Origin of the sequence: Streptomyces sp. NPDC020917 (assembly GCF_044333795.1) — a bacterium.
Classification (GTDB): Bacteria; Actinomycetota; Actinomycetes; order Streptomycetales; family Streptomycetaceae; genus Actinacidiphila.
Genome location: NZ_JBIRRR010000018.1, coordinates 39,525 through 63,205, shown reverse-complemented (window position 1 = coordinate 63,205; position 23,681 = coordinate 39,525). Strand labels below are relative to the sequence as shown.

Annotated in this window: 17 protein-coding genes and 1 pseudogene; 13 read left to right on the top strand and 5 right to left on the bottom strand. The window is 75.2% G+C overall.

Translation table 11 applies throughout. The annotated features are described in order from the left end of the window. Window positions 1-145 precede the first annotated feature (145 nt). From ACH4TG_RS30545 to ACH4TG_RS30525, 5 genes are all read left to right on the top strand, one after another. Window positions 146-1,264: a hypothetical protein gene (locus tag ACH4TG_RS30545; protein WP_398245819.1), complete on the top strand. Its 1,119-nt coding sequence runs from the start codon at window positions 146-148 to the stop codon at window positions 1,262-1,264. Window positions 1,265-1,360: 96 nt separating this feature from the next. Next, on the top strand, window positions 1,361-1,867 hold the full coding sequence (locus tag ACH4TG_RS30540; protein ID WP_398245818.1) for a hypothetical protein: 507 nt from the start codon (window positions 1,361-1,363) through the stop codon (window positions 1,865-1,867). Further along, a complete protein-coding gene (locus tag ACH4TG_RS30535; protein WP_398245817.1) occupies window positions 1,864-3,087 on the top strand; it encodes a sensor histidine kinase in 1,224 nt (407 codons plus the stop codon). The genes ACH4TG_RS30540 and ACH4TG_RS30535 overlap by 4 nt, the downstream gene beginning before the upstream one ends. Next, window positions 3,084-3,692, top strand: coding sequence for a response regulator (locus ACH4TG_RS30530; protein ID WP_398245816.1), 609 nt, complete (start codon window positions 3,084-3,086; stop codon window positions 3,690-3,692). The genes ACH4TG_RS30535 and ACH4TG_RS30530 overlap by 4 nt, the downstream gene beginning before the upstream one ends. Window positions 3,693-4,593: 901 nt before the next feature. Then, window positions 4,594-6,426: a TIGR03767 family metallophosphoesterase gene (locus ACH4TG_RS30525; RefSeq protein WP_398245815.1), complete on the top strand. Its 1,833-nt coding sequence runs from the start codon at window positions 4,594-4,596 to the stop codon at window positions 6,424-6,426. A 34-nt stretch (window positions 6,427-6,460) separates the two neighbouring features. Here the strand turns inward: ACH4TG_RS30525 and ACH4TG_RS30520 are convergent, their stop codons facing one another. Continuing rightward, window positions 6,461-6,925 carry a hypothetical protein gene (locus ACH4TG_RS30520; RefSeq protein WP_398245814.1) on the bottom strand — a complete coding sequence of 155 codons (465 nt, stop codon included), beginning with the start codon at window positions 6,923-6,925 and terminating at the stop codon, window positions 6,461-6,463. A 214-nt stretch (window positions 6,926-7,139) separates the two neighbouring features. Between ACH4TG_RS30520 and ACH4TG_RS30515 the strand changes: the two genes are divergently transcribed. The 4 genes and pseudogenes from ACH4TG_RS30515 (at window position 7,140) to ACH4TG_RS30500 (ending at window position 15,282) form a co-directional block, all read left to right on the top strand. Next, a complete protein-coding gene (locus ACH4TG_RS30515; RefSeq protein ID WP_398245813.1) occupies window positions 7,140-7,526 on the top strand; it encodes a hypothetical protein in 387 nt (128 codons plus the stop codon). Window positions 7,527-7,832: 306 nt separating this feature from the next. Continuing rightward, window positions 7,833-8,243: pseudogene (locus tag ACH4TG_RS30510) on the top strand (hypothetical protein); the annotation flags it as partial. Window positions 8,244-8,388: 145 nt separating this feature from the next. After that, the gene (locus ACH4TG_RS30505) at window positions 8,389-9,003 is read left to right on the top strand and encodes a response regulator (RefSeq protein WP_398245812.1); all 615 of its coding nucleotides are present in this window, start codon (window positions 8,389-8,391) and stop codon (window positions 9,001-9,003) included. 1,017 nt (window positions 9,004-10,020) lie between these two features. Further along, on the top strand, window positions 10,021-15,282 hold the full coding sequence (locus ACH4TG_RS30500; protein WP_398245811.1) for a hypothetical protein: 5,262 nt from the start codon (window positions 10,021-10,023) through the stop codon (window positions 15,280-15,282). A 103-nt stretch (window positions 15,283-15,385) separates the two neighbouring features. Here ACH4TG_RS30500 and ACH4TG_RS30495 read toward each other — a convergent pair whose 3' ends face one another. Next, window positions 15,386-15,811 (bottom strand): hypothetical protein, encoded by a 426-nt coding sequence (locus tag ACH4TG_RS30495; RefSeq protein WP_398245810.1) that lies wholly within the window; start codon window positions 15,809-15,811, stop codon window positions 15,386-15,388. A gap of 182 nt (window positions 15,812-15,993) precedes the next feature. Between ACH4TG_RS30495 and ACH4TG_RS30490 the strand changes: the two genes are divergently transcribed. Then, on the top strand, window positions 15,994-17,484 hold the full coding sequence (locus ACH4TG_RS30490) for a hypothetical protein (RefSeq protein WP_398245809.1): 1,491 nt from the start codon (window positions 15,994-15,996) through the stop codon (window positions 17,482-17,484). Next, the gene (locus ACH4TG_RS30485; RefSeq protein ID WP_398245808.1) at window positions 17,481-19,043 is read left to right on the top strand and encodes an SAV_2336 N-terminal domain-related protein; all 1,563 of its coding nucleotides are present in this window, start codon (window positions 17,481-17,483) and stop codon (window positions 19,041-19,043) included. Before ACH4TG_RS30490 ends, ACH4TG_RS30485 begins: the two co-directional genes overlap by 4 nt. Before the next feature lie 31 nt (window positions 19,044-19,074). Here ACH4TG_RS30485 and ACH4TG_RS30480 read toward each other — a convergent pair whose 3' ends face one another. Together ACH4TG_RS30480 and ACH4TG_RS30475 are read right to left on the bottom strand one after the other, a co-directional pair. Next, the gene (locus tag ACH4TG_RS30480; protein ID WP_398245807.1) at window positions 19,075-19,902 is read right to left on the bottom strand and encodes a transglutaminase family protein; all 828 of its coding nucleotides are present in this window, start codon (window positions 19,900-19,902) and stop codon (window positions 19,075-19,077) included. Then, window positions 19,899-20,876 (bottom strand): GNAT family N-acetyltransferase, encoded by a 978-nt coding sequence (locus ACH4TG_RS30475; protein ID WP_398245806.1) that lies wholly within the window; start codon window positions 20,874-20,876, stop codon window positions 19,899-19,901. Before ACH4TG_RS30475 ends, ACH4TG_RS30480 begins: the two co-directional genes overlap by 4 nt. Window positions 20,877-20,985: 109 nt before the next feature. On the opposite strand from ACH4TG_RS30475, the gene fdxA reads away from it, so the two are divergent. Together fdxA and dapC are read left to right on the top strand one after the other, a co-directional pair. After that, complete coding sequence (gene fdxA, locus ACH4TG_RS30470; protein ID WP_033319951.1) at window positions 20,986-21,306, top strand: ferredoxin; 321 nt, start codon at window positions 20,986-20,988, stop codon at window positions 21,304-21,306. A gap of 87 nt (window positions 21,307-21,393) precedes the next feature. Further along, entirely contained in the window at window positions 21,394-22,491 is a 1,098-nt protein-coding gene (dapC, locus tag ACH4TG_RS30465) for a succinyldiaminopimelate transaminase (protein ID WP_398245805.1), read from the top strand. A 41-nt stretch (window positions 22,492-22,532) separates the two neighbouring features. On the opposite strand, the gene ACH4TG_RS30460 is transcribed toward dapC, so the two are convergent. After that, window positions 22,533-23,003, bottom strand: coding sequence for an ATP-binding protein (locus ACH4TG_RS30460; RefSeq protein ID WP_398245804.1), 471 nt, complete (start codon window positions 23,001-23,003; stop codon window positions 22,533-22,535). Between the last annotated feature and the right edge of the window lie 678 nt (window positions 23,004-23,681).

The window sequence follows — 23,681 nt, the reverse complement described above, 5'->3', positions numbered from 1 at the left end:
TCGCGTCGCGCGCGGACCGGGCGCCTGCGGGCGGCGGGCGGCACGTGCGGCCCGGGCAGGCCGGGCAGGCTGGGGTGGGTGGCCGCGCGTGGCGCGCGGGCGGGCGGCGCACGGGCGGGGAGCGGCGGGTAGTAGGGTCCGGGACGTGCCCGAGACCCCTGAGACGTCCCGCAGTTCCGACTCCGCCGAGAGCGCCGGCGGCCCCCCGCACGCCGACGGCGCCGGCGAGGGTGCGACCGAAGGCCGGAAGGACGCCGCGGACGCGGCCGAGGCCGCCGCGGACGGCACCGGCGACGGCCCCGCGACGGGTCCCGGCACGGCCGCTGAGGACGCTGTGGACGGCGAGGCGGCCGAGGAAGTCGCCGGCGCCGCGGGCGAGGACGGCGGGGCCTTCGAGCCCGCCGGGTCCGCCGACGAAACCGTGGGCGGGGTGGACGACGTCGACCCCCTCCAGGTGGTCGAGAACGCCGTGCGGGCGGCGGCCGGACGTGCCACGCTGCCCTTCCAGGCGGCCCGTGCCGACCGCAGCTTCGCCACCGCGTTCTGGTACAACGACCTGGTCGAGGCCGGGCCCGGGCGCGAGGTGATCCGGCAGTACCTGGTCACCGCGGAGGCCCGCACCCGCTTCGAGCTGGGCCAGTTCACCCTCCGCGAGGGGCTGGCGTCCCCGGAGCTGCCCGCGGACGAGCTGGTACTGCCGTCCTTCGCCAAGAAGTGGACGCGGCTGGGCGGGCTCGGGGTGGCCGTGATGCCGACCACCGACCTGCACATCCACGCCGAGAAGCGCGGCTGGAGCTGGACGACCGACGAGGTCACCGCGGGCCTGGCCGCGCAGCCCGCGGACATCGCGTTGATCGGCGCCGAGCCGCTGCCCGCGTACGTGCTGGGCCACGCGGTCGACCAGGAGGGCGGCCGCAAGCACCCGGAGCGGCCGCAGGTGCTGCTCGCGGGCGCGGTGACCCGGACCTCCGACGATCCGACGGCGCCGGTGCGCTGGACCACCCCGCTGCCCGAGGGCTTCGACGGCGCCCCGGTCTTCGCCGCCCTGCCGATGGACGACGACCAGGTCAAGCTCGTCTGCCTGGGCCTGGTGCTGCCCGGGGCCAGGCCGGCGACCGTGCCCGACTCCCGGCCCGCACCGGACGGCGCGCCCGGCGCCTCCGCACCGGCCGCCAGCGCCACCGTCGTCACCTTCGACCTGTTGCGACCGGCCATCCACGCGGTGACGCCGTCCCGCAAGCGCCGCTGGTGGCAGAGCCGCTGACGCACGGGGCGCGGGGCGGCACCCTGACAAATGTCATGGCCGAGTGATGGGTGAACTCACTGCCGGAGAGAGGCCGTTGAAGGCCACTCTGACGGTATGAACGCACTCGACGCGAAGACCGCGACCACCGACCGCCCCTCCTGCGACCTCGACTCCACCTCCTCCGCCGACTCCACCTCCTCCGCCGCGTACCGGCACGGCGAGCGGGCGTTCCGCCGGATCAAGCAGCTCATCGGCGGCCACATCGCCCTCAGCGTGCTCACCCTCGCCGTCGCGGCGGTGCTGCACGGCCACACCTCGCTGGTCACCCCCGCCGTCTGGATCCGGGGGGCCCTCGTGGCCGCCGGAGGCGTGGTGCTGGCCCTGTGCGCCGCCCGCGCGGCACGCGGCTCCCGCGGCGCCTACCGCAGGCTGCGCATCCTGTCCGCGGTCACGCTCGCCGCGCTCGTCGCCATCGTCTCGGTGCCGGGCACGCTCCCGGGCTGGATGAAGGTCGAGCAGGGCGCCTGCGGCCTGGCGCTGGTCGCCACCGTGGCCATCCTCAACAGCCGCGCCGTCCGGCAGACGTTCACCTGCTCGCCCGCCGGGACGGCCCGCTCGTGACGGCGGCTCCGGCCGGCGGCGAGGCCGCGGGCGCCCCGGCGCCCGAGCCCCTGCGCGATCCGCTCCCCGACCCCTCCCAGGGGCCGGGGAGCGCGTCGTCGCCCGGCGGCGAGGCGGAGTTCTGGCCGCAGGGCTGGCGCCTCACGATGCTGTCCGCGGGCATGCTCGCCTACCCGTCCGTGACCGCGGCCAACCTGTCGCAGTACGCCTCCGGGGGCCGCGCGCTCGCCGGGTACCTGATCGTGGCCGCCTTCGCCTGCGCCTACGTGCTGGCGGCGGTCGGCGCCGCCCGGCACGCCTGGAACCTGGTGTTCGCGGTGCTCGGCGTGATGGCCGCGCTGTTCGTCGCCGAGCTGCCGTTCGCCCGCGAGTACGCGTTCTTCCTGTGCGCGGTCGTCGTGTCGTTCGCGGCCTCCTTCCAGCGCAGGTACGCGGTGCCGATCGTGGCGGCCGGCGCGCTGGGCGCCCTCGTCGTGCCGGCGGCGGTGCGGCCGTGGCACAGCGGGCCCGGCTGGTTCGAGGCGATCGCCGTGGTGTTCACCGCGGTGACCGTGTACGGCTTCTCGGGGCTCACCGCGACCAACCGGGCGCTGCTGGAGGCGCGGGCGGAGGTGGCCCGGCTGGCGCAGGAGGCCGAACGCAACCGGATCGCCCGGGACCTGCACGACCTGCTCGGCCACTCGCTGACCGTCATCACCGTCAAGAGCGCGCTGGCCCGCCGGCTCACCGCGGCCGGCTCGCCGCTCGCCCTGGCCGAGATCACCCAGGTCGAGGAGCTGACCCGGCAGGCGCTGGCCGACGTGCGGGCCGCGGTCACCGGCTACCGCGAGGTGAGCCTGGCCGGGGAGCTCGCCCGCGGGCGGGAGACGCTGCGCGCCGCCGGGATCCTCGCCGACCTGCCCCCCGCCGCCGACGAGGTGCGGGCCGAGCACCGCGAGCTGTTCGGCTGGGTGGTCCGCGAGGGCCTGACCAACGTGGTCCGGCACTCCCGCGCCACCCGGTGCACGATCACCCTGTCCGCCTCCCAGGTGGAGATCCGCGACGACGGCACCGGGGCGCCGCAGCCGGCCGCCGCCGTGCCGTCGGGCGGCGGCAACGGGCTGAGCGGGCTGCGGGAGCGGGTGGCCGCCGCCGGGGGCACCGTGGAGGCCGGCCCCCTCGCGCCGCGCGGCTGGCGGCTGCGCGTGACGCTCACCGGGACGGGCAGGACTCCGTCATGACGATCCGCCTGCTGCTCGCAGACGACCAGGACCTCATCCGCGGCGCGCTGTCCGCCCTGCTGGACCTGGAGGAGGACTTCGAGGTCGTCGCCTCGGTGGGCCGCGGGGACGAGGTCGCCGACGCCGCCGCCGCGCACCGGCCCGACGTGGCGCTGCTGGACATCGAGATGCCCGGCCTCGACGGGCTGGCGGCGGCCGCCGTCCTGGCCGCGCGCGTCCCCGGGTGCCGTGTGGTGATCCTGACGACCTTCGGCCGCGCCGGCTACCTGCGCCGGGCGATGGAGGCCGGCGCGGTCGGCTTCGTCGTCAAGGACGCGCCGCCCGAGGCGCTGGCCGACGCGATCCGGCGGGTGATGGCGGGGCAGCGGGTGGTCGACCCGGTGCTGGCCGCGGCGACGCTCGCCGCCGGAGAGTCCCCGCTGACCGCCCGGGAGCGCGACGTGCTCAACGCGACCCGGTCGGGCGCGAGCGTGGCCGACATCGCCGCCCGGCTCTTCCTGTCCGAGGGCACCGTACGCAACTACCTGTCCGCGGCGATCGCCAAGACCGGCACCCGCAACCGGACCGAGGCGCTGCGCACCGCCGACGACCGCGGCTGGCTCTGACCCGTTCCCGGTCCGCCCGGTGCCTTCTCTCGGGCCTCCTCGGAGTGCGTCCTGCTCCCTGGTCTGCCCTGCCGCCTGCCGCGCCGTCGTGGTTGTTCGCGCAGTTCCCCGCGCCCCTTCGGGCTCCGGGGTGCCTCGCGCTGCGCTTGGCCGTCTGCTGGTCTCGTCCCGCCTGGTCGCGCCGTTCCCGGCGCCCCCTGCGGCTTCTGGGGTGCCTCGCGCTGCGCGTGGCCGTCTGCAGGTCTCGTTGTGGCTGGTGGCGCAGTTCCTCGCGCCCCTGGCGGTGCACCTTCGGTGGGTGGGGTCGGGGCCGCCACGGGAGTATCTCCTCGGAACTGTGCGTGCGGGTCTTTTCGTTGGGTGGGCCGGGTGTGTGCACAGTTCCTGCGGGGACACTCCCGCACCGTCCCCTCCCGGGCCGGCCCCCGTCTGCGGGAGGAATATGGGCCGGGGGTCACCCCAAGGGGCGCGGGGAACTGCGCGACCAGCCACCCACGCACCGTGCACCCGGCAACCCACCCCCGGAGGCAGCCCGGATTCCCGCCCCGGAGGGGCGATGCTCCCAGGAGTGCGGGGAACTCCGCGCCCAGCCACCTGAGCGCGTTGCAGACGGCAAAGCGGCCCAGGGGGCTGCCGAGCTGCCGCTGGGGCGCGGGGAACTGCGCGCTCAACCACAGCGGCGACGCGGGCCCGGGGGCAGCCCGGATTCCTTGCCCCGGAGGGGCGGAGGCGCAAGCGTGGGGCGCGGTCGTCCCGAGGGCGGGGTGGGAGGAACTCGTCAGGCGGATTGGAGGCGTTGGCGGGGGGTTCACGCCGTGGACATCGGCGGCGGTGAGATTCACGGGGAGACACCGGCCCGATGAGCGTGTGCCGATGCGGCGCACCGCACCGGAGGACCCCCATGACCGGGACCCGATCCGCCGTCAACCGCCGTCACATCCTTCTCAGTTCCGGTGCCGCCGTCGCGGCGGCCGCCGCCGCGTGGCCACTGGGCGCGCTGGGCGGACGCAGCGGGGCGGCCGCTGCCGCCGCGCCCCGTCCGCCGCTGCCCGCGCCGGCCCCCGTGGTCCGCGAGGCGCACCGGGCCGTCGTGCGGCGGGCCGCGCCGTACGGGCTGACCACGCTCGACACGACCGCCCGGCTCGCCGGGAGCCACGGCTACCGCCGCATCGTCGAGGGGCCTGGCTGGCCCCTGACCGTCCGGGCCGAGCTCGCGTCCGCCGGCTCCCGGCGGGCTGCCACCCGCACCCCGCTGGCCGGCTTCGTGCAGCTCACCGACCTCCATCTGGCGGACGTGCAGAGCCCGTTGCGCACCGAGTTCCTGCGGGCCCGCTCGCCCGGCTCGTGGCGGCGCCAGGAGGCGCTGACCGTGCAGGGCGCGGTGGCCCTCGTCGAGCAGGTCAACGCGCTCGGAACGGGCCCGCACACCGGCCGCCCGCTCTCCTTCGCGGTGTCCACCGGCGACAACGTCGACAGCAACCTGACGATCGAGCTCCAGTGGTTCCTGACCCTGATGAGCGGCGGCCGGATCACCCCCAACACCGGCGACCCCGCGCGCTACGAGGGCACCCAGGACTCCGGCCTGCCCCTGTTCTGGCAGGCCGACAGCGCGCTGCGCGACAGCGACAAGCTGCTCGGCATCCCGCACATCCCCGGGTACCTGGAGGCCGCGATCCGCCCGGTGACCAGCCCGGGCCTGGCCATCCCGTGGTTCTCCACGCCCGGCAACCACGACGCCCTGCCCGGCGGCTGCCTCGCGCCCGAGGACCCGCAGCTGCGGGACCTGGCCGTCGGCGGCCGCAAGCTGCTGACCGTGCCCGACGCCGACGTGGCCGCGTACGCCAAGGTGCTCAACAGCGGCGACGACCCCAAGAGTTCGGTGTTCAAGGACATCCTGCGGCGCAACGCGGCCAGGGCCCGCACGGTCACCCCCGACCCGCTGCGCCGCCCGTTCACCCCGCACGAGTACCTGACCGCGCACCTCGACCCGGCCTACGCCGGGGCAGGGCCGGCCGGCCACGGCTACACCGCGGACCACCTCGACGACGACCGCCTGTACTACGCCTTCCCGATCGCCGACGGCGTCGTCGGCATCAGCCTCGACACCACGTACCGCAGCGGCCACTTCCAGGGGTCGGTGGGCGGCGCCCAGATGGCGTGGCTGGAGCGGACGCTGCGCGCGTACAGCGCCGTGTCGTACGACACCGACGGGCACCGGGTCCGCAACGCGGCGGCCGACGACGCGCTGATCCTGGTGTTCAGCCACCACCACAGCCCGAGCATGACCAGGCGCCGCGACGCCGCGCGGCCGGAGGAGGACCGGCACGACGGGCAGGACGTCATCGACCTGCTCGGCCGCTTCCCCAACGTGGTCGCCTGGATCAACGGCCACAGCCACGTCAACCGGATCACGCCGCACCCGCACCCCACCGCGAGCCGGTCGCTCTGGGAGGTCAACACCGCCTCGCACGTGGACTATCCGCACCACGCCCGGGTCTTCGAACTGGCCGACAACCACGACGGAACGGTCTCGCTGTTCACCACGCTCATCGAGTCCGCGGCGCCGTACCGCACCGACCTCGGCGACCTGTCGCAGACCGGACTGGCGTCCCTGTACCGGGAGTTGTCCTACAACGCCCCCGGCCTGCCCGAGGCCATGTCCGGCGGGGTGCGGGAGTCCTCGGCGGGCGCCGCAGGCGACCGCAACACCGAACTGCTCGTGCGCCGCGCCTGACGCGGGCGCGCCGGAACGGGGTTCCGCACCCCGTTCACGGCCGGTGCGCGGCCTTGCGGGCGCTGTGCGCCAGGCAGGTGGCCGCGACCAGCAGCACGCCGGTCGGCACCACGAACACGCCGATCAGGAAGGTCACGAAGCCGGCGAGGGCCGCGGCCAGCAGCACGACCGACAGCGTCCAGGCCACCGGCAGCGTCCAGCGATCCTGGCCGTGCCGGCCCGCGTGGAGCACGGCGGTCACCAGCGCGGCGACGAGCAGCGGCACGGCGGACGGCAGCAGCACCGCGGCGCCGTGCACCTGCAGCAGGCTGTGCCGCGGCTGCACCCCGGCCCGCCCGGTGTCGACCGTCTCGATCGGCAGCACCGCGGCCAGCAGCAGCACGACCGCGCCCGACGCGACCGCTGCCAGCGCGGCCGTGTCCCCGGCCCAGCGCCAGGCCGCCCGCGGCCCGGCCGGCGGCATCGGCCGTGCGGGCCAGGCGGAACCTGATGCGTCCATGCGGCATCGACCTCCGGTCGGCGGAACGGAATCCGGCCTCAACGCTCCGGCGAGGGCAAGCGTACGGGCGGCCGCGCCGGTTGCGCCCTCGCGGGGGCGTGACGCTCGTGCCGACGGCCCACCGCCGCGTGGCCGGGGCGCGGCAGCCGTGAATCGTCCGGCGTGGCCGGTTCGTTGCGGTGCCGGGGGCCGGGTGCGGGCCTAGCATCGACGGATGACGCGCAGCAGCAGAACGCCGCGGCAGCTGGTGGTCGGCGGCGACACGTTTCTCTGGTCCGTCCGGCACGAGCACCACGGGGATGCCGGGTGTTACGAGGACTGCACCGAGGTCCTCACCGTCCGCAGGCCCGGCGCGCTCGGACGCCTCCGCATCGTCTTCGCGAGCTGCCCCGGCCATGTCGTGCCGGACGGGCACACCCCCTCCGGCATGGTCGGCACCGCGGACGGCCTCAGCCTGAACCTCCACGAGCCCGGTACGGTCCGGGCTCTCGTCGACGCGGTCACCTCGCGTGGCGGGCTCATCGGTGGGGACGCGGTGACCGAGGTCGACGGGTGGGGGCTCTTTCCGTCCGTGGCGCCGCGGGGGCCTGTCGTCGGCTGAGGGGTCCCCTCCGGGGCGGTCGGGGGTCCGGCTTCCCTTGTCCGGCTGCTCGGCTTCCGGGGTGCCTTTCGCTGCGCGTGGCCGTCTGCTGCTCTCGTCGTGGCTGGTCGCGCTGGGGGCACCTCCCAGGCGAAGCCCTGGGGGACCCCGCGCCCCTGCGGTGCACGTGTGGTGTGGGGACACTCCCGCACCGTCCCCTCGGGCCGGTCCCCGGGTGCGGGAGGGGTGGGGTTGGGGCGCGCGGGGTCGATGGGGGCGGGGGACACTGGAGGGCAGGGGGCTGGCTGCCGGTGGAGGTGACGGTGGATGCTTCACGGGTACCTGACGTGGACGACCATGCAGAACCTCCCCGCCCACCTGCCCACCCACATCGCCGTGTCACCGGCGCTGATGGCCCGGCTGCCGCGGCGCAGGGGGCAGGGGCCCGCGACGGCGCACGGAGGGGGGCAGTACAGCGTGCGGCGCGACACGATGCCGGTCGCCGTGGCCGCCGCGCTGGAGGCGATGGACGCCTGGCACCCCGAGGATTTCGCCGCGGCGGTCACCGACGACGCGATCCTGGAGGACGCGGAGGGCACCGAGCTGCACGGACGGCCCGAGCTGAGGGACTGGTGCGCCCACGAGTGCGCCGACCCGCGGCTGAAGATGCGCCTCACCGGCGACCGCACCAGCGGCGACGTCACGGAGGTCGGCGCCCAGGTGCTGCCGCCGACCCGGGACACGGCGCCGCACGACGCGACCCTCACCTTCTTCGTCGAGGACGGGCTGATCGCCGTGATGGAGATCGAGGGGTGGAGCGGGTTATCCACAGGGGGCGCGGTAGGCCGGGACGGGGTCCGGCCCGCACCGGTAACCTGCCGGAATGACGGGGATCATCCGGGTACTGCTCGCCGACGACCAGTCCATGGTCAGGGAGGCGCTGGCCACCCTGCTCGGGCTGGAGGACGACATCGAGGTCGTCGCGCAGGTGGCGCGCGGCGACGAGGTGGTGGCGGCCGCCCGTGAGCACGCCCCGGACGTGGCGCTGCTGGACATCGAGATGCCGGGCATGACCGGCATCGAGGCCGCGGCGGAGCTGCGCCGGGAGACCCCGCTGGTCAAGGTCGTCATCGTCACGACCTTCGGCCGGCCCGGCTACCTGCGCCGGGCCATGGAGTCCGGCGCCCAGGCCTTCCTGGTCAAGGACGCGCCGGCGGCCGAACTCGCCGAGGCGGTACGGCGGGTGCTCAAGGGCCACCGGGTGATCGACCCGACCCTGGCGGCCGCCGCGCTCGCCGAGGGCGCCGATCCGCTGACCGCCCGCGAGCGGGATGTGCTCAACGCGGCTGCCGACGGTGCGGTGAACGCGGAGATCGCCCGCCGTCTTCTGCTTTCCGAGGGCACGGTCCGCAACTACCTCTCCACCGCCATCCAGAAGACGGGCGCGCGCAATCGCGCGGAAGCGGTGCGCATCGCCCGCGAAAAAGGCTGGCTCTGACCCCTCTCCCCGCCTCCGCGCCGTCCCCGGTGACCGTTCGCGCAGTTCCCCGCGCCCCTTCGGCAACGGGGTTGCCCCGCCCGGTGGTTTGCCGCCTGCGGCGTGCGTTGTGGCTGGGCGCGGAGTTCCCCGCGCTCCTGGAGCATCGCCCCTCCGGGGCGGGGGCCAGGGCTGCCCCGGGAGGTGCGTTGCCGGGTACGCCGTCCCCGGTGACCGTTCGCGCAGTTCCCCGCGCCCCTTCGGCAACGAGGTTGCCCCTGGCCTTCGTTGCCGTCTGCGACGTGCTTTGTGGCTGGGCGCGGAGTTCCCCGCGCTCCTGGAGCATCGCCCCTCCGGGGCGGGAATCTGGGGTGCCCCCGGGCCCGCGTTCCCGGGTGCGGACCGGCTGTGGTTGAGCGCGCAGTTCCCCGCGCCCCCATGGGTGGACGCTGTCGTCATTCCTCCCGCAGACGGGGGGCGGGCTGGGAGGGGACGGTGCGGGAGTGTCCCCGCAGGAACTGTGCATCCGCCCGGGCACCTTCGCGGAGGGAGCCGCACGCACGGTTCCGAGGAGATACTCCCGTGGCGGCCCCGACCCCACCCACCGAAGGTGCACCGCCAGGGGCGCGAGGAACTGCGCGATCAGCCACAACGACGCGGCAGACGGCAAAGCACACCCGGGGGCACCCCGGACGCCGGCAGGGCGCGGGGTCCCCCAGGGCTTCGCCTGGGAGGTGCCCCCAGCGCGATCAGCCACGACGAGACCAGCAGACGGCCACGCGCAGCGCGAGGCACCCCGGATGCCGCCAGGGCGCAGGGAACCCGGATGGGGGTCACGGCGTCGCGGTAGAGGGGGAGCAGCGCGGAGCGCTGAGTGGGAACCCGGGAGAAATCCCTGGAGCAAGGAGACGTTGGCGCGGCACCGCAGCCCGCGAGGGCCCCGCCGATAAACTCGACCGCCGTGTGAGACACCCGGCGCGCAGGGGTAAGTGAGGGTCAGGGCGAAGGGGCCCGGCCTGCCGGCGGGGGGAGCTGCGGGTGACATGGGACATCGAGTTCGACGCCGGGTGCGGCATCGACGACGCGAACAGCCGCGACGAGATCCGGTCCGCCCTGGTCACCGTCGCCGCCACCACCGCTGAGAGCGAAGCCCCCGCGCCCGGCCGCTGGCCGTCCACCGTCCGCACGGTCCGGGTCTGCCGGCGCCTCGCCGGCGGCCGCAGCGGCTCCGAGGTCCTGGAGATCGCCGTCGTCCACGCCGGAGGCGACGAGGCGTTACAGGTCGCCAAGCTCTCCGACCGCGCCTCGGCCGCGAAGGAGTGGGCGGCCTTCCGCCGCATCGACCGCAGCAACCGGTTCGCGATGTACGTGCCCATACTGGCCGTCAGCCGCGCCGTGCTGGAGCCCGAGCGCCACGACAGCCTCGGCCGCCAGGTCGTGGTCTACCAGCACGCCGGCGACCGCGACCAGAGCGGCGGCGAGGTCCGCTCGCTTGAGGACGTGGTGGTCGCCGGGATCCGCGGCCACACCGACTCCCGGGCCGCGTCGGACGCCGTCTCGGCCGTCACCCGCGCGCTCGCCCGCGCCCTGCACCGCAGCCCGGACACCACCTCCGGCAGCCTGCGTGCCCGCAACCGCGACCTGGGCAGCGACCTGGCCCTGGACTTCGACATCGTCAGGGACGGCGACGACGAGGGCCCGCAGTTGATGATGGGCAACCCCAGTGAGGACGAGGTCCTCGCCGCCTTCCTGCCCGGGGACGCCCTGCTCCGCAACTCCACCGCCCCGCCCGGCGACCAGCGCACCCTCGCCGTCCGCGACCTGGTGGCGGTCCGCCTGGAGGACGTCGAGCTGACCGAGCACGGGCTGACCGGCCGGGTCGAGGACACCCGGGTGAAGGTCAGGGCCCGCGGCCAGGCGAAGGAGACCGACCTGGAGTCCGCCCTCGCCGGCCAGAGCAGCGTCGAGGTGTACGGCAGCGTGGCCGCGAGCCGCGCCGACACCTGGTCCCGGCGGCTGCGCACCTTCCTCGACGAGGACGCGGCAGGCGCGGCCGGCGCTGTGGGCACGAGCGCGGCCGGCGCCACGGGACTTCCCGGCTACCGCGAGACCGCCACCCACCTGGAGTGCGCGGGTGTCGCCGTCGCCCACCCGCTGCGCAGCCTCCACCAGGTGCTCACCGGGCCGCCCGAGCCCCGCGTGCACTCGATGGTGCACGGTGATCTGAACCCGCGGAACATCCTGCTGTGCGGCCTCAACCCGTACCTGATCGACTACGCCCAGGCCGACACCTCCGGCGCCACCCTCGCCGACTACGCGTGGCTGGAGGTCTGCGCGCTGCGCGAACTGACCGCCGAGGATCTTCCGTGGTCCGAACTGGTCCAGCTCCAGCGGGACTTGGCGGTGCTGACCGCGCTCGCCCCGGTCATCGCGAACAAGTGCCAGAAGGATCTGCTGACCGCCCTCGTCGCGTCGGCACAGGACCGCTCCCCGGTGCTGGCCCGCTGCCTCGCGTACCTGTGGGCGCTGCGCGCCGCCGCGCTGGAGGTGGCCGAGGCGGTGGGGCCCGAGGCGGCGCCGCGCCACCTGTTCCAGCACCTGACGCTGGCCGCGTGCCGCAGCCTGAAGTTCCCCGACGAGGACCAGAGCACCCACAAGGTCGCGGTGTCCGCGGCCACCGCGGGCGTCGCCTCCGAGGCGCTGCAGGGCCTGGACGAGGCGTTCTTCGCGCAGTGGCCGCCGCAGCAGGTCGCGGCGCTGACCGGCGTCCTGCTGCGGGCGCCGCGGCTGGAGTGGGCCGCCGCCGAGGTACTGCTCGCGGCCTGGCAGGCGTGCCGCGCCCAGCAGGCCCCGGACGGCCCGACGGCCGCCGAGGTGCTCGGGAGCCTGTTCGGCGGGCCGCTGGCCGCCACCCTGGACCGCCGCAGGGCCGAGTGCGCCCGCCCTGACCCGTACATCCCGCTCACCGGGCGGGTGCTGACCGCCGGCGAGCCGCTGGTCCAGCGCGGCGACGGCGCGCTGGTGATCTCGCCGGACCACGCCGTGGACATCCTGATGCGGTACCACCGCGTGGTGCTCGTCGGCGATCCCGGCGCCGGGAAGACCGTCGTGGCACGGGAGTTGCAGGCCCGCCTGCTCCAGGAGGGCGCCGCCGCCCGGCCGTACGCCCCGCACGAAGCGACCGGCGCGGCGAGCCCCGACGGCCCCGACGGCTCCGGTGCGGGCGCGAGTACGGGCACGGGCAGCGGCTCCGGCGGTTCCCTCGGCGGCAGCTCCCTTGTCGGGCTCGGCGGCCTCGCCGGCGCGAGCGGGCCGGGCGGCCCCGGCGACGCGCACGGCGGCGGCCCCTGCTGGCCGGTCACCGCCAGCGCCCTGCGCATCATCGAGCAGCTGCGGGACAGCGGCGCCCGCACGGCCGCCGCCCCGGGGGTGCGCCACTCGGCCGTCGAGGTGCTGCGCGCCTGCTGCGCCGTGCCGGACAGCGTGCCCACCGCGGCCCTGCACCGGCTGCTGCGGATGGGCGGGCTGCACGTGGTCGTCGACGAGCTGAACCGGCTGGACGCCACCGAGAAGCCGGTCGTCGTGCGCTGGATCCGGGCCCTCGGCGAGGACTACCCGGAGCTGCCGATCGTGGTGTGCCAGCGGTCCTGGGAGTTCCGGCCGGAGAACCTGCCGTGGCCGGCCGTGGTGCTGCACGAGGTGCGCAAGCAGCAGGCCCGCGACTACATCGAGGACACCCTGCGCACCCGCGAGCCGCAGTCCTGGCGCGGCCGCGTCGCCGCCCTGGAGAAGCAGCTGTTCGACGACCCGGACGCGGCCGCGCTGCGCGACATGGCCGGCAAGCCGCTGTTCCTGCGGATGCTCGTCCAGCAGTACGGCGAGCGGTACCACGGCGACGACCCGCAGATCTCCGCGAACCCCGGCGCGCTGGTCCACCTCTACCTCACCCGGCTCCAGCTGGGCGTGGACGAGAACGAGGCGGAGCGCCGGATGCAGCTGCTGCAGCTGCTCGCCCACAAGATGGGCGACCACGGCTCCGCGATCCGCTACCAGGACGCGCTGCAGACCCTGCAGAAGATGCAGCCCAAGGACACCGACTCCACCCTGCAGGCGCTGCTCAACATGGGCCCCCTGCAGACCGATCCGTCGCAGTCCTGGGTGACCTTCCGCGACCCGCTGGTGCACGCCTACTTCGCGGCGGCGGCCCTGCAGGCCGAGGCCGAGCGGGACCTGGTGTCGGTGACCGAGCGCGTCATGCGCTTCGACTGGCGGGACGCCGCGCAGATGCTGGTCGCCGACCCCGACGCCGACAAGCGGCTGGTCAGCGCCGTGCTGGACGCCGCGGTGCGGGCCAACGCGGTCTACGGCGCGTGGCTGCTGCAGGCCACCCCGCCGGACTCCTACCCGGGCCTGCGCGACCGGCTGCTGACCGGCGTCCAGGAGACCCTCACGTCGGCGGACAGCGGCGGCCCCGCCTGGCGGCAGGCCGCGTACGCGCTGGCCAAGTACGGCACCCCGCAGGCCATGGAGATCCTGCACGACGTCGCCGTCCGGGGCGACGCCGCGCCGGCCGCCGCCGACGCCCTCGACGGCCTGGTGATGATGCACCAGTGGTTCGCGCCGGGCGCGGGCGAGACCCTGCGCGAGGCGCTGCGCACCCTGCTGGAGACTCCGGCCGACGTGCTCAGCGACGAGCTGACGGTGCGGGCGCTGCGCAGCGTCGCCGCCACCGAGCAGCAGGCGCTGTCGGGGTACGTCTGGTCCCGGCTGCAGCCGGGCGCGTCCTGGCCGGTGGTCCGGCAGGCCTGGCAGACCCTGGAGGAGCTGGGCGTGCTGCCCAGCGGCGCGATGCGGACGGTGTACGCCGGGGCGTGCGCCCGGCAGCTGGCCCAGGTCGACGCGGACCTGCTGGAGTGCGCGGACACCGCCACCGCCGGGCGGCTCAACCGCGAACGCATGGACCTGCTCGGCGTGCTGGCCGGCGAGGGCCGGCTGGCGGAGCTGCTCGACCACCGGTTCCGGATGGGCCTGGCCGACCAGCCCGGCTGGGAGGACTACCTGCGGGGGGCCGCCGAACTGGTGCTGCACGACTCCCCGCAGGACGAACTCGCCCACTGCGTCCTGGAGGTGGACGAGAAGGCGCAGGCCGGCTGGCTGGAGCTGCTGTGCGGCGCCGACGAGGCGCGGGCCACCGCCGCCGCGCACCGGCTGCTGATGCAGGGCACGGTGGTGGCCGGGACGGTGCTGGAGGAGCTGGGCACCGCGCTGGGCGACGCCGGCTCGCCGGCCCGGCTGATGGCGGTCGCGGCGTTCGTCCACGGCCTGGGCGCCGAGGACGTGCCGGCCGTCGAGCGGATCGTCGAGGGCATCGTCGCCCGCCTCGGGGAGCGGCCCGACCCCGAGGTCCTGGAACCGCTCGCGGCACTGGTCGCGGCGGTCGGCCGGCACGACCTCGCCCCGCGCCCCCGGCTGGCGCTCGCCGTGGACCGCGCTGTACGCGAACACGGCCTGCCGCAGGCCCGGTTCTGGCCCTGGGCGGCGACCTGGCGGGAGGCCATGCCGGACCGCACCGACACCGGGCTGCTGCTCGCCGACCCCGACCTCGACGACAACGACGTGCTCACGCTGATCAGCACCACCGACGTGCTGCTCGACGCGCCGCCCTTCCAGCCGCTGGCGCTGGACTTCGAGCAGCGCGAGCGGCTGCTGGCGCTGCGGCCCGGCGACCCCACCGGGCTCGCCGCCCACCGCTACGTGCTGCTGGCCGCGAGCGCCGGACTCTACGAGAGCCTCGGCTTCGTGCACGAGGTCGCCCAGCACGTCGCCAACAACACCCGGACGATCACGCACGCGCACCCGGTGCACGGCCTGGTCGAGGTGTCGATGGCCGCCCACGCCGTCTCCGCTCTGGGCCTGCTCGCCAAGCTGGCCTTGAGCGACGGCGCGGTCCTCAGCGTGCGCTCCCAGATCGGCACCCTGATGGGGATGGCGGGCACCACCCAGGGCCGCCACCCCAGCCTGGAACGGGCCCGGTTGGTGGGTCTGGGCTTCCTCGGCGACTGGGAGGAACTGCTCGACTCGCTGCCGCCGGACGACGCGGTCATGCACCAGGCCGCGCGCAACATCACCTCCCACTGGCTGCCGGGACCGCTCACCCAGGCCGGCGACTCCCACCTCGAGGAGGTCGCCCGCTGGATCGGCACCACCCTGCGCACCCAGACGCTTCCGGCCAGCACCCGCACGGTGCTCGCGCAGATCCGCGACTCCGCCGAGTCCGCGATGAGGTGCTATGTCCCCTGACGGCGGCCGCGGCCACGCGAGCGCACCCCCGGACGGGCACGCCGGCCCCGGGGGCGGGCACGTCGCGCCCGCCGGCAGGCGCGACGCGCGGGGACGCCCCGCCTCAGGCCAGGCCCATCGCCTTCTTCGCCGCCGCGACGACCGTCATCCGCGCCTCGGACACCGCCTCCAGGGCCTCGCCCTGGACCTGCGGCGTCTCCGCCTCCTGGACCCGCCGCTGCAGGTGCAGCAGCCGCTCGCCGGTGGCCACCACGTCGTCCGAGGTGAGCAGCCGAAGCCGGGTGAGCTGGCTGCGCATCTCGCCGTACTCGCGGGCCAGCCCCGGCTGGACCGCGGGGTCGCCCGGCGGCCCGGTGCGCGCGACATCGGAGTGCCGCCAGCTCGCCGCCAGGAACGCCACGAAGGCGTCGGTCAGCGCGTCCCGCGCCCAGCGGTGGTGCTCACGGCGCCCGCCGACCAGCGTCGTCACGACGAGCGTCGCCGCGCTCGTCACCGCGGCAGCCCAGGCCGCGTATCCCCCTGCGTCCATATGCCGTCCATTGTCCCCGACCGGCGCTCCCCGCGCGGGAGTTGTCCACAAGCCGGCCCACCGGCGGGTGTCCCGCCGGGCCCCCGGCCAGGGCCCGGTCGGCGGTGGACCGCCGGTACCCGACCCCGTCCCCCCGCGCACCCCATCGGAAGCAGTCTTCGCCACCGCAGGAGTGACCAGCCATGACGGACGACGCACAGCCTCACGGCAGCACGGAGGGCACCTCGCCGACGCTGACCGCGCTCCGGCAGGACCTGCTGACCCGCCTGGCCGACGCCCCGGCACTCAACTCGCCGTCCGCGTCACGGGCGTTGCTGCGGTTACTCGCCCGGGACCCGCAGACCGCCCCGGCCGACGTGCCCGACATCGGCGCGCCCCCCGGCGTCCAGCTGCACCAGCTGGTGCAGTCGTGCAGCACCCGCACCGACCGGGCGGACGCCCTCGCCGACGCGCTGGACTACGTCACCGGCGGCCCCGACACCGCGATCCCGCTGCGCGCCCTGTCCGACGTGCTGGCCGCCCGGCAGTGGCTGGGCGTCGGCGAACTCGACGGCCTGCAGCGGCTGGTGGAGCGCGCCGCGGTGCCCGACGTGCAGGCCGTCGCGCAGGCGTCGCTGCAACCGCTGGCCGCGACCCTGCCGCAGCACTGCACCGACGCCTGGCCCACCGTGCTGCACCTGCTGCGCCGCAACGTGCTCCCGAGCGGGCTGCCGCCGTTCCTGGCGTTCATGGAGTACCTGGCCGCCGCCGGCGCCGGGACCGCCGACAGCACCCGCCAGCTGCGCGCCTGGACCGACCGCAAGGCGTCGGAGTGGCAGGTGCTGAGCGAGCTGCACGACTGCCGGGCCGCCGCCGACTCCCGCCCGGTCCTGCGCACCGTCGCGCCCCGCGTGATGTTCGTCTTCCTGCCCGACGGCCTGCTCAGCGACTACTACACGCTGCGCACCTGGCACCGCGACTCCGGCGCCGAGGGCTCCCCGACGCTGCGCGACGACGACAAGCAGATCGGGCAGCGCGACATCGCCCGCACCGTCTACCAGCGGCTCCAGCAGCTGGTCCGGCAGGCGGGGGAGAGCGTGCGCAACCTGTCGGTGGAGTTCTTCCTGCCGCTGCCGCTGCTCAACCAGCCGGTGTGGGAGTGGTGCCGGTCCGCCAACGACCCCGCCGGGATCTCCCGGTTCGACGTGGTGGTGCGCAGCCTGGAGCGGCTGCAGACGCCCACCCTGCACTCCAAGTGGCGGGACCGCTGGGCGACCCTGCAGACCCCGGCGGCGGCCGGGGACGCCGCCGACCCGGCGGAGCCCGGCGAGCCGCGGCCGGCGCCCGAGGACGCCGCGGGCGACCAGGTGGTGGTGCTCTCGGCGCCGCCCACCTCGACCGAGGGGCGCAGCGAGCTGATGGACGCCATCCGCAGCGGCGCGCCGGCCATCCTCTGGCACCGGCTGGACTGCCGCTCCTCGGCGTTCCGCGCCTCGGTGCGGCGGCTGATCGACACCGGCCCGCTCAAGGACCTCCCGCAGCGGGTCAGCGCGCTGCACGCGGACGCGGCGGCGGCACCGGTCGGCGAGGACACCGGCACCCTGCACGACATCACCCTGCTGTGGGACGACCCCGACCACCCGCTGCCCGCCATGCCCGCGCTCGTGCCGCCCGGGGAGGCGAAGGTCCCGTGACGCCTGTCGACTCCGGGTCCGTGGACAGCGGCGCCTGGCTCGTCACCATCTCGCCCGAGGACGACCGGGCGCACTCCGGCGGCCTGCTGCGACTGCGCGCGCACCCGCCCAAGCCGGTGTTCGCCCCGCCGCCGCCCGAGTGGCCGGCGCCCCGCCCGCAGCCGGGCGCGGCCGCGGCCGCCCGCGCCCTGGGCGTCCTGGACGCCCTGCGCCGCGACCCCGGCGACGACGGGACGCTGTCCATCCCCAACGCCCCGGGACCCGTGCCGGACGCGCCGCACCACCCGTCGGTGTGGGACCTGGTGCTCGTCATCGACACCGGCGCGTCCATGCCCGCCTGGTACCCGACCGTCGACTGCTTCGTGGCCTGCGCCCACGACCTGCCGCTCTTCGCCGACGTGCACATCGTCAAGCTGCACTCGCAGCGGCCCGACGACGCCGACGACCTGTTCGACGCGGCGTCGGTCAGCAGCGCCGGGCTGACGCTGTCGCCGCGCAAGAAGATCGTCCTGGTGCTCACCGACGGGGTCGGCGCGGCCTGGTCGGGACGGCAGGTCTGGCGGCGGTTCCGGCAGTGGTCGGCCCGCTACCCGCTGGCCGTCCTGCACCTTCAGCCGCACGCCGACTGGCCGCGCTCGGCCCTGCACACCCGCCCGCTGAAGCTGCGCTCCTCGGTGCCCGGCGGCGGCAACGGCACCATCGCGACCCGCGAGCCGGAGGAGAGCGCGGCGACCGACCTGGTGCCCGCCGCACCGGTCGCCAAGGGCGACCTGATAGTGCCGGTCATGGAGCTGCGCAAGCCGTGGGTCGAGCAGTGGTGCCGGCTGGTGCTGTCCGACCAGTGGGTGCAGCAGCAGGTGCTGGTCGTGCCCGAGAAACCGGAAGGGGCGGCGCTGCCGGCCCAGCGGGCGGGGGAGACGGGCGCCGGGTCCGGCGGGACGGCGATCGGCGTGACCGAGCCCGCGGCCGGGGAAGCCGACCGGGACGCGCCCCTGCCGCCCGCAGCCGCAGCCGCAGCCGCGCCGGCCGACGCCGCCCGGCGGGTCGTCGCGTTCCTGGCCGGCGCCTCCCCGCGCACCGCCCAGCTCGCCAGGCTGCTGGCCGCGGCGCCGCTGAACCGGCACGTCATGCAGCTGGTGGCCGACCAGCTGGTGCCGTTCTCGCACCCCGCCGACCTCGCGGAAGTCCTCAGCAGCGGGCTGATCCGCGCGGTCGACATGGACTTCCCCGACGACGCGCCCGCGGACCGGGTGACCTACGACTTCGACCCGGGGGTGCGCGCCGAACTGCTGTCCCGGGAGAGCTGGGAGCGCTCGCGGCGGGTCGCCGAACTCGTCGAGCGCTACCTGTCCCCGTCGGTGAAGGCCGTCGAGGGCCTGGCCCAGCGGGTGGAGTACGTCAGCCCGCCCGACGCGCTGGTGGTGGACGCGGCCAACCTGCCGTTCGTCCAGGTCGAACTGGCCGTGCTGATGGCCATGCCGACCGGCCCGCACAAGCGGGTGGTGCGGCAGATGAAGGACAAGATCGACGCGTTCCTGGCCGGGACGACGGTCGGCTGACGCCCGCGGCGCGCGGCGCGCGCCGCGGGCGTCAGTTGAGCATCGCGCGGGCGGCCCGCGCCTCCGCCCGGATGCCCGACGCCGAGTCCGGGTCGAACGTCCCGATCACCTTCGCGTACTCCTCCAACTCCAGCGCGCCGCCCAGGAAGTCGCCCATCGCCACCAGCAGCCGGGCCCGCTCGTAGCGCAGCTTGGCCGGGTGCCGCGGCAGCAGCAGCGTCAGGTCCAGCGTCCACAGCTGCACCGGACGGTGCTCGGGGCGCGGCGCCGCCCAGGCCCGGATGTTGTTCAGCACCCGCTGCACGATCTCCAGCGGGTCGGCCGGCGCCAGCATCGACGGGGTCAGGGCGGCACCGGTGGTGCCGGCCACCAGCAGCCCGGTGTCCTCCTCGGACAGCACCCGCCCGCCCTCGAACGGGTCGACGAGCACGTGGTCGCCCTCCGGGTCGCCGAGCCCGACCACGAAGTGGCCCGGCAGCCCCACCCCGTACACGGCGGCGCCGGCCCGCCGGGCGACCTCGATCCACACCACGGACAGCAGGATCGGCAGCCCGCGGCGGCGCCTGAGCACCTCCTGGAGCAGCGACGACTCCAGCCGCCCGTAGTCCGCGGGGGAGCCGTGGAAACCGTGTCCCGCGGCCAGCACCCGGTGCAGCGCGGCCGCCCACTCCCGCGGCGTGCCCAGCCCGAACGGCAGCAGCCCGGCCAGCCGGTCCAGCTCGATCTGGGCCAGGTCGGACGGCTCGCCGTCCAGCGCGGGATCGGCCTCCGCTCCGATGAGCAGGCACAGCTCCGCCAGGTCCGGGCGCTCCTCCCGGGCCGCCGCGGCGAAGCGCTCGCGTACCGTCGGTCCTGTCATGCCGTCGGACGCCGGTAGTGGTAGCCGTGGTGGTCGGTGAAGCCCATCCGGTCGTACAGCGGCCGCGCCGCCGCGTTGTCCGCCTCCACCTGCAGGTACGCCGCGGTGGCGCCCTCCGCCGCCGCCTGCCGGGCGAGCGCGCCCATGACCGCGGTCGCCAGCCCGCGGCGCCGCATCTCCGGTATCACCTCGACCGCGCCGAACAGCGCCCACGGCCCGTCGACCACAGCCCGCCCGATCGCGCCGGGCATCGTCGCGAACCACACCGACGGACCGCCGGCGACCACCTTCAGCGCCGCGTCGGCGAGATCGCCGGTGCGGTGGTAGGCGGCCAGCCAGGCCGCGTCCGGGGTGCGGGTCAGCGCCACGTCCGCCGGGCCCGCCGGCAGCCGGGTGAGCGGGGCCAGCGGCGCGGTGCGCACCAGCGTGTCCCCCTCCCGCGCCCAGCCGCGGTCCTCGAGCGACGCGCCGTACGGCGAGCTGTCGGGCAGCTGGACCAGCGGCGGGAGGCCGCGCTCGGCGTACCAGGCGACGACCCGGCCGAGCGCGTCGTCCAGCGGCACGCCCGGGTCACCGCCCACCAGCACCGAATTCGCCCGCCTGCTGAACCCGCCGGCCGCCCGCAGCGTCCAGTCCCCGAGACGTTCCGTCTCGGTGGCCGGCCAGGCGCGGGACGCGGTCGCCTCCAGATCCTCCGCCGTCACCTCGGGGACGCCCCGCGACCGGCGCTGCGGGGCGGGCGGCACCACCTTCCCCGCCACCAGCGACGCCTGCGCGATGCGGACCGTCTCCCCGGATCGCCGCGTGACGCACACCACGCCGGCATCCCACGATGCGAGAACACCCACCGTGTCGGTGAACGTAGGATGCCCGTCGACGATCTCCACCAGTTGCCGTACCGACACGCGTTTTCCCACGTCAGCGGGGGTAATCCGGATTTCGAGCCGACCTCCGGACGAGAAATCCCCTGGCATGCCTGCCCCTCCTGTTCGGATCGTGCCCAGGAACGGAGATACTAGGTGCGGGCATCGACGACGCCGCGCTCCCGCGCGAGATGAGCCCAACTCGAGGAGGAACGACAGCGTGACCTACGTCATCGCGCAGCCTTGTGTCGACGTCAAGGACAAGGCGTGCATCGAAGAGTGCCCGGTCGACTGCATCTACGAGGGCTCCCGGTCCTTGTACATCCACCCGGACGAATGCGTCGACTGCGGCGCCTGTGAGCCGGTGTGCCCGGTCGAGGCCATCTTCTACGAGGACGACACCCCGGAGGAGTGGAAGGACTACTACAAGGCGAACGTCGAGTTCTTCGACGAGCTCGGCTCGCCCGGTGGCGCCTCCAAGCTCGGCCTCATCGAGCGCGACCACCCCTTCATCGCAGAGCTGCCGCCGCAGAACCAGTGACGTCCTGCGTCGGCTGACTCCGCCGGGCCCCGTACGGCGCACCGCCGTACGGGGCCCGGCGTTCGTCCCCCAAGCGAGAGTGAGCACGTGAGCATCTCCGCCCGCCTCCCGGTGTTCCCCTGGGACCGCCTGGAGCCGTACAAGGCCACCGCCGCCGCACACGCCGACGGCATCGTCGACCTGTCGGTCGGCACCCCGGTGGACCCGGTCCCCGACGTGGTGCGCCAGGCGCTGGCCGCCGCGTCCGACAGCCCCGGCTACCCGCTGACCTACGGCACCGCGGCGCTGCGCGAGGCGGCTGCCGCATACCTGCGCCGCTGGCACGGCGTGACCGGCGCGGACCCGCGGCACGTGCTGCCGCTGATCGGCTCCAAGGAACTGGTCGGGTGGCTGCCCACGCTGCTGGACCTGCGGGAGGGCGACCAGGTCGGCTACCCGCAACTGGCCTACCCGACCTACGAGATCGGGGCGCTGATCGCCCGCGCCGAGCCGGTCGCCTACGACGACCCGGTCACCGGCCTGGACCCGGCGCGCACCCGGATGCTGTGGCTGAACAGCCCCTCCAACCCCACCGGGCGGGTGCTGCCCGCGGCCGAGCTGCGGCGGATCGTCGACTGGGCCCGGGAGCACGGCATCCTGGTCGTCGCCGACGAGTGCTACATCGAGCTGGGCTGGGAGGGCCCGCAGCCCGTCTCCGTGCTCCACCCCGACGTCTGCGGGGACAGCCACGACGGGCTGATCGCCGTCCACTCGCTGTCCAAGCGCTCCAACTTCGCCGGCTACCGCGGCGCGTTCCTGGCCGGCGACCCGGCGGTGGTCGCCGAACTGCTCGGCATCCGCAAGCACGCCGGCATGATCGTGCCGCAGCCCGTGCAGGCCGCGATGGTCGCCGCGCTCGGCGACCGGGCCCACGCGGTGGAGCAGAAGGAGCTCTACGCCCGCCGCCGCGGCGCACTGCGCACCGCGTTCGAGGGCGCCGGATTCCGCATCGAGCACAGCGAGGCCAGCCTCTACCTGTGGGCGACCCGGGGCGAGGACTGCTGGGAGACCGTCGCCGACCTGTCCAAGCAGGGCATCCTCGTCGCCCCCGGCGAGTTCTACGGCCCCGCCGGCAGCCGGTTCGTCCGCATCGCGTTCACCGCGACCGACGAACGCGTGGCTGCCGCGGTACGCCGTCTCGGCTGACCGGACCGCGCCCGGGCCCAGGCCCGGGCCGTTCGGCCGGCTCAGACCACCGGCAGGCCCCTGAGGGGCAGGTGCTCGGTGGTCGGCAGGGCGCCGGTGTTCGGCAGCAGCGACGCGAGCGGGGCCGTCGGCAGCAGCTCGGTGCGCGGCAGCGCGCCCGTCGCCGACTCGGTGGACCCGCCGGCCAGCCGCCCGGCCGCGTCCACCGCGCCCCCGGCCGTCCGCTGGGCGGTCGGCACGGCGCTCCTGGCCGTGCTGCCCACCACGTGGTCGGCCGTCGGCAGCGTCGCCTTCATCGCGTCGGTCCCGCCCTCCGCGGCGAGCACCGCCGCCTGGTGCGTGGTGCTGCCGACCGTGTCGCCCAGGGCCGGGCCGTCCAGGTTGCTCACCCCGCCCAGATCCGGCTGCGGCAGTGCGGCGGCATGCGCGGCACCCGCACCCACCAGGGGCGCGGCCGCCGCACCGATCAGCAGAGCAGCCTGGACGATCCGGCGTGGAAGGGGGAGGGACATGATGCTCCTTGTTGCTCTCTCCGGACGTGCGACCCCCGCGGGGTCCCCGTGACTACCGCCCAACTCGCCCGAAGGTTGCGGCCGTTCGAGTGATAAGCAGCAAACGGGGCTCGTATGGGTGAATGTGGGTGGGACGGGGCGAGCGATCGGTGGAGGTAGCTCGCAGGGTGAACGTCCTGGCCCTTTTTTGCCGGCCTCTCGCCGCCGGGCCCTTAGACCCGGTGTCCGCCGGTCGATCGTGCTCGCTCGCTGCGCTCACTGCGCGCGTTCTCCCTCTAGACACCGGCGGGCCCTTTGGCTCGATGCCTACACGGAGCAGCCGGGAGAATTGGTGCGGGCCTATGGGGCACCCCAGACAGGTAGTCCAGGGTGACCCTGACAGCGAACCCGGGGACATTCCAAGCGTGCTGCCTCACCCGTTTTTGTAGCGCCCGAGCCGAAGGGCCCGCCGGTGTCTAGAGGGAGAACGCGCGCAGGCCCCGAGGTACGAGGGGGCGAGCACGATCGACCGGCAGACACCGGGCTTAAGGGCCCGGAGGCGAGGGCGCGGCAATAAGGGCCAGGACGTCCACCTTTCGAGCTAGGGCAACCGATCACGCCCAGCCGATCCGTTCACCTGACGAGCTACGCCCGCCCATCACGTCCAGCCGATCACGTTCACCCGGCGAGCTACCTCCC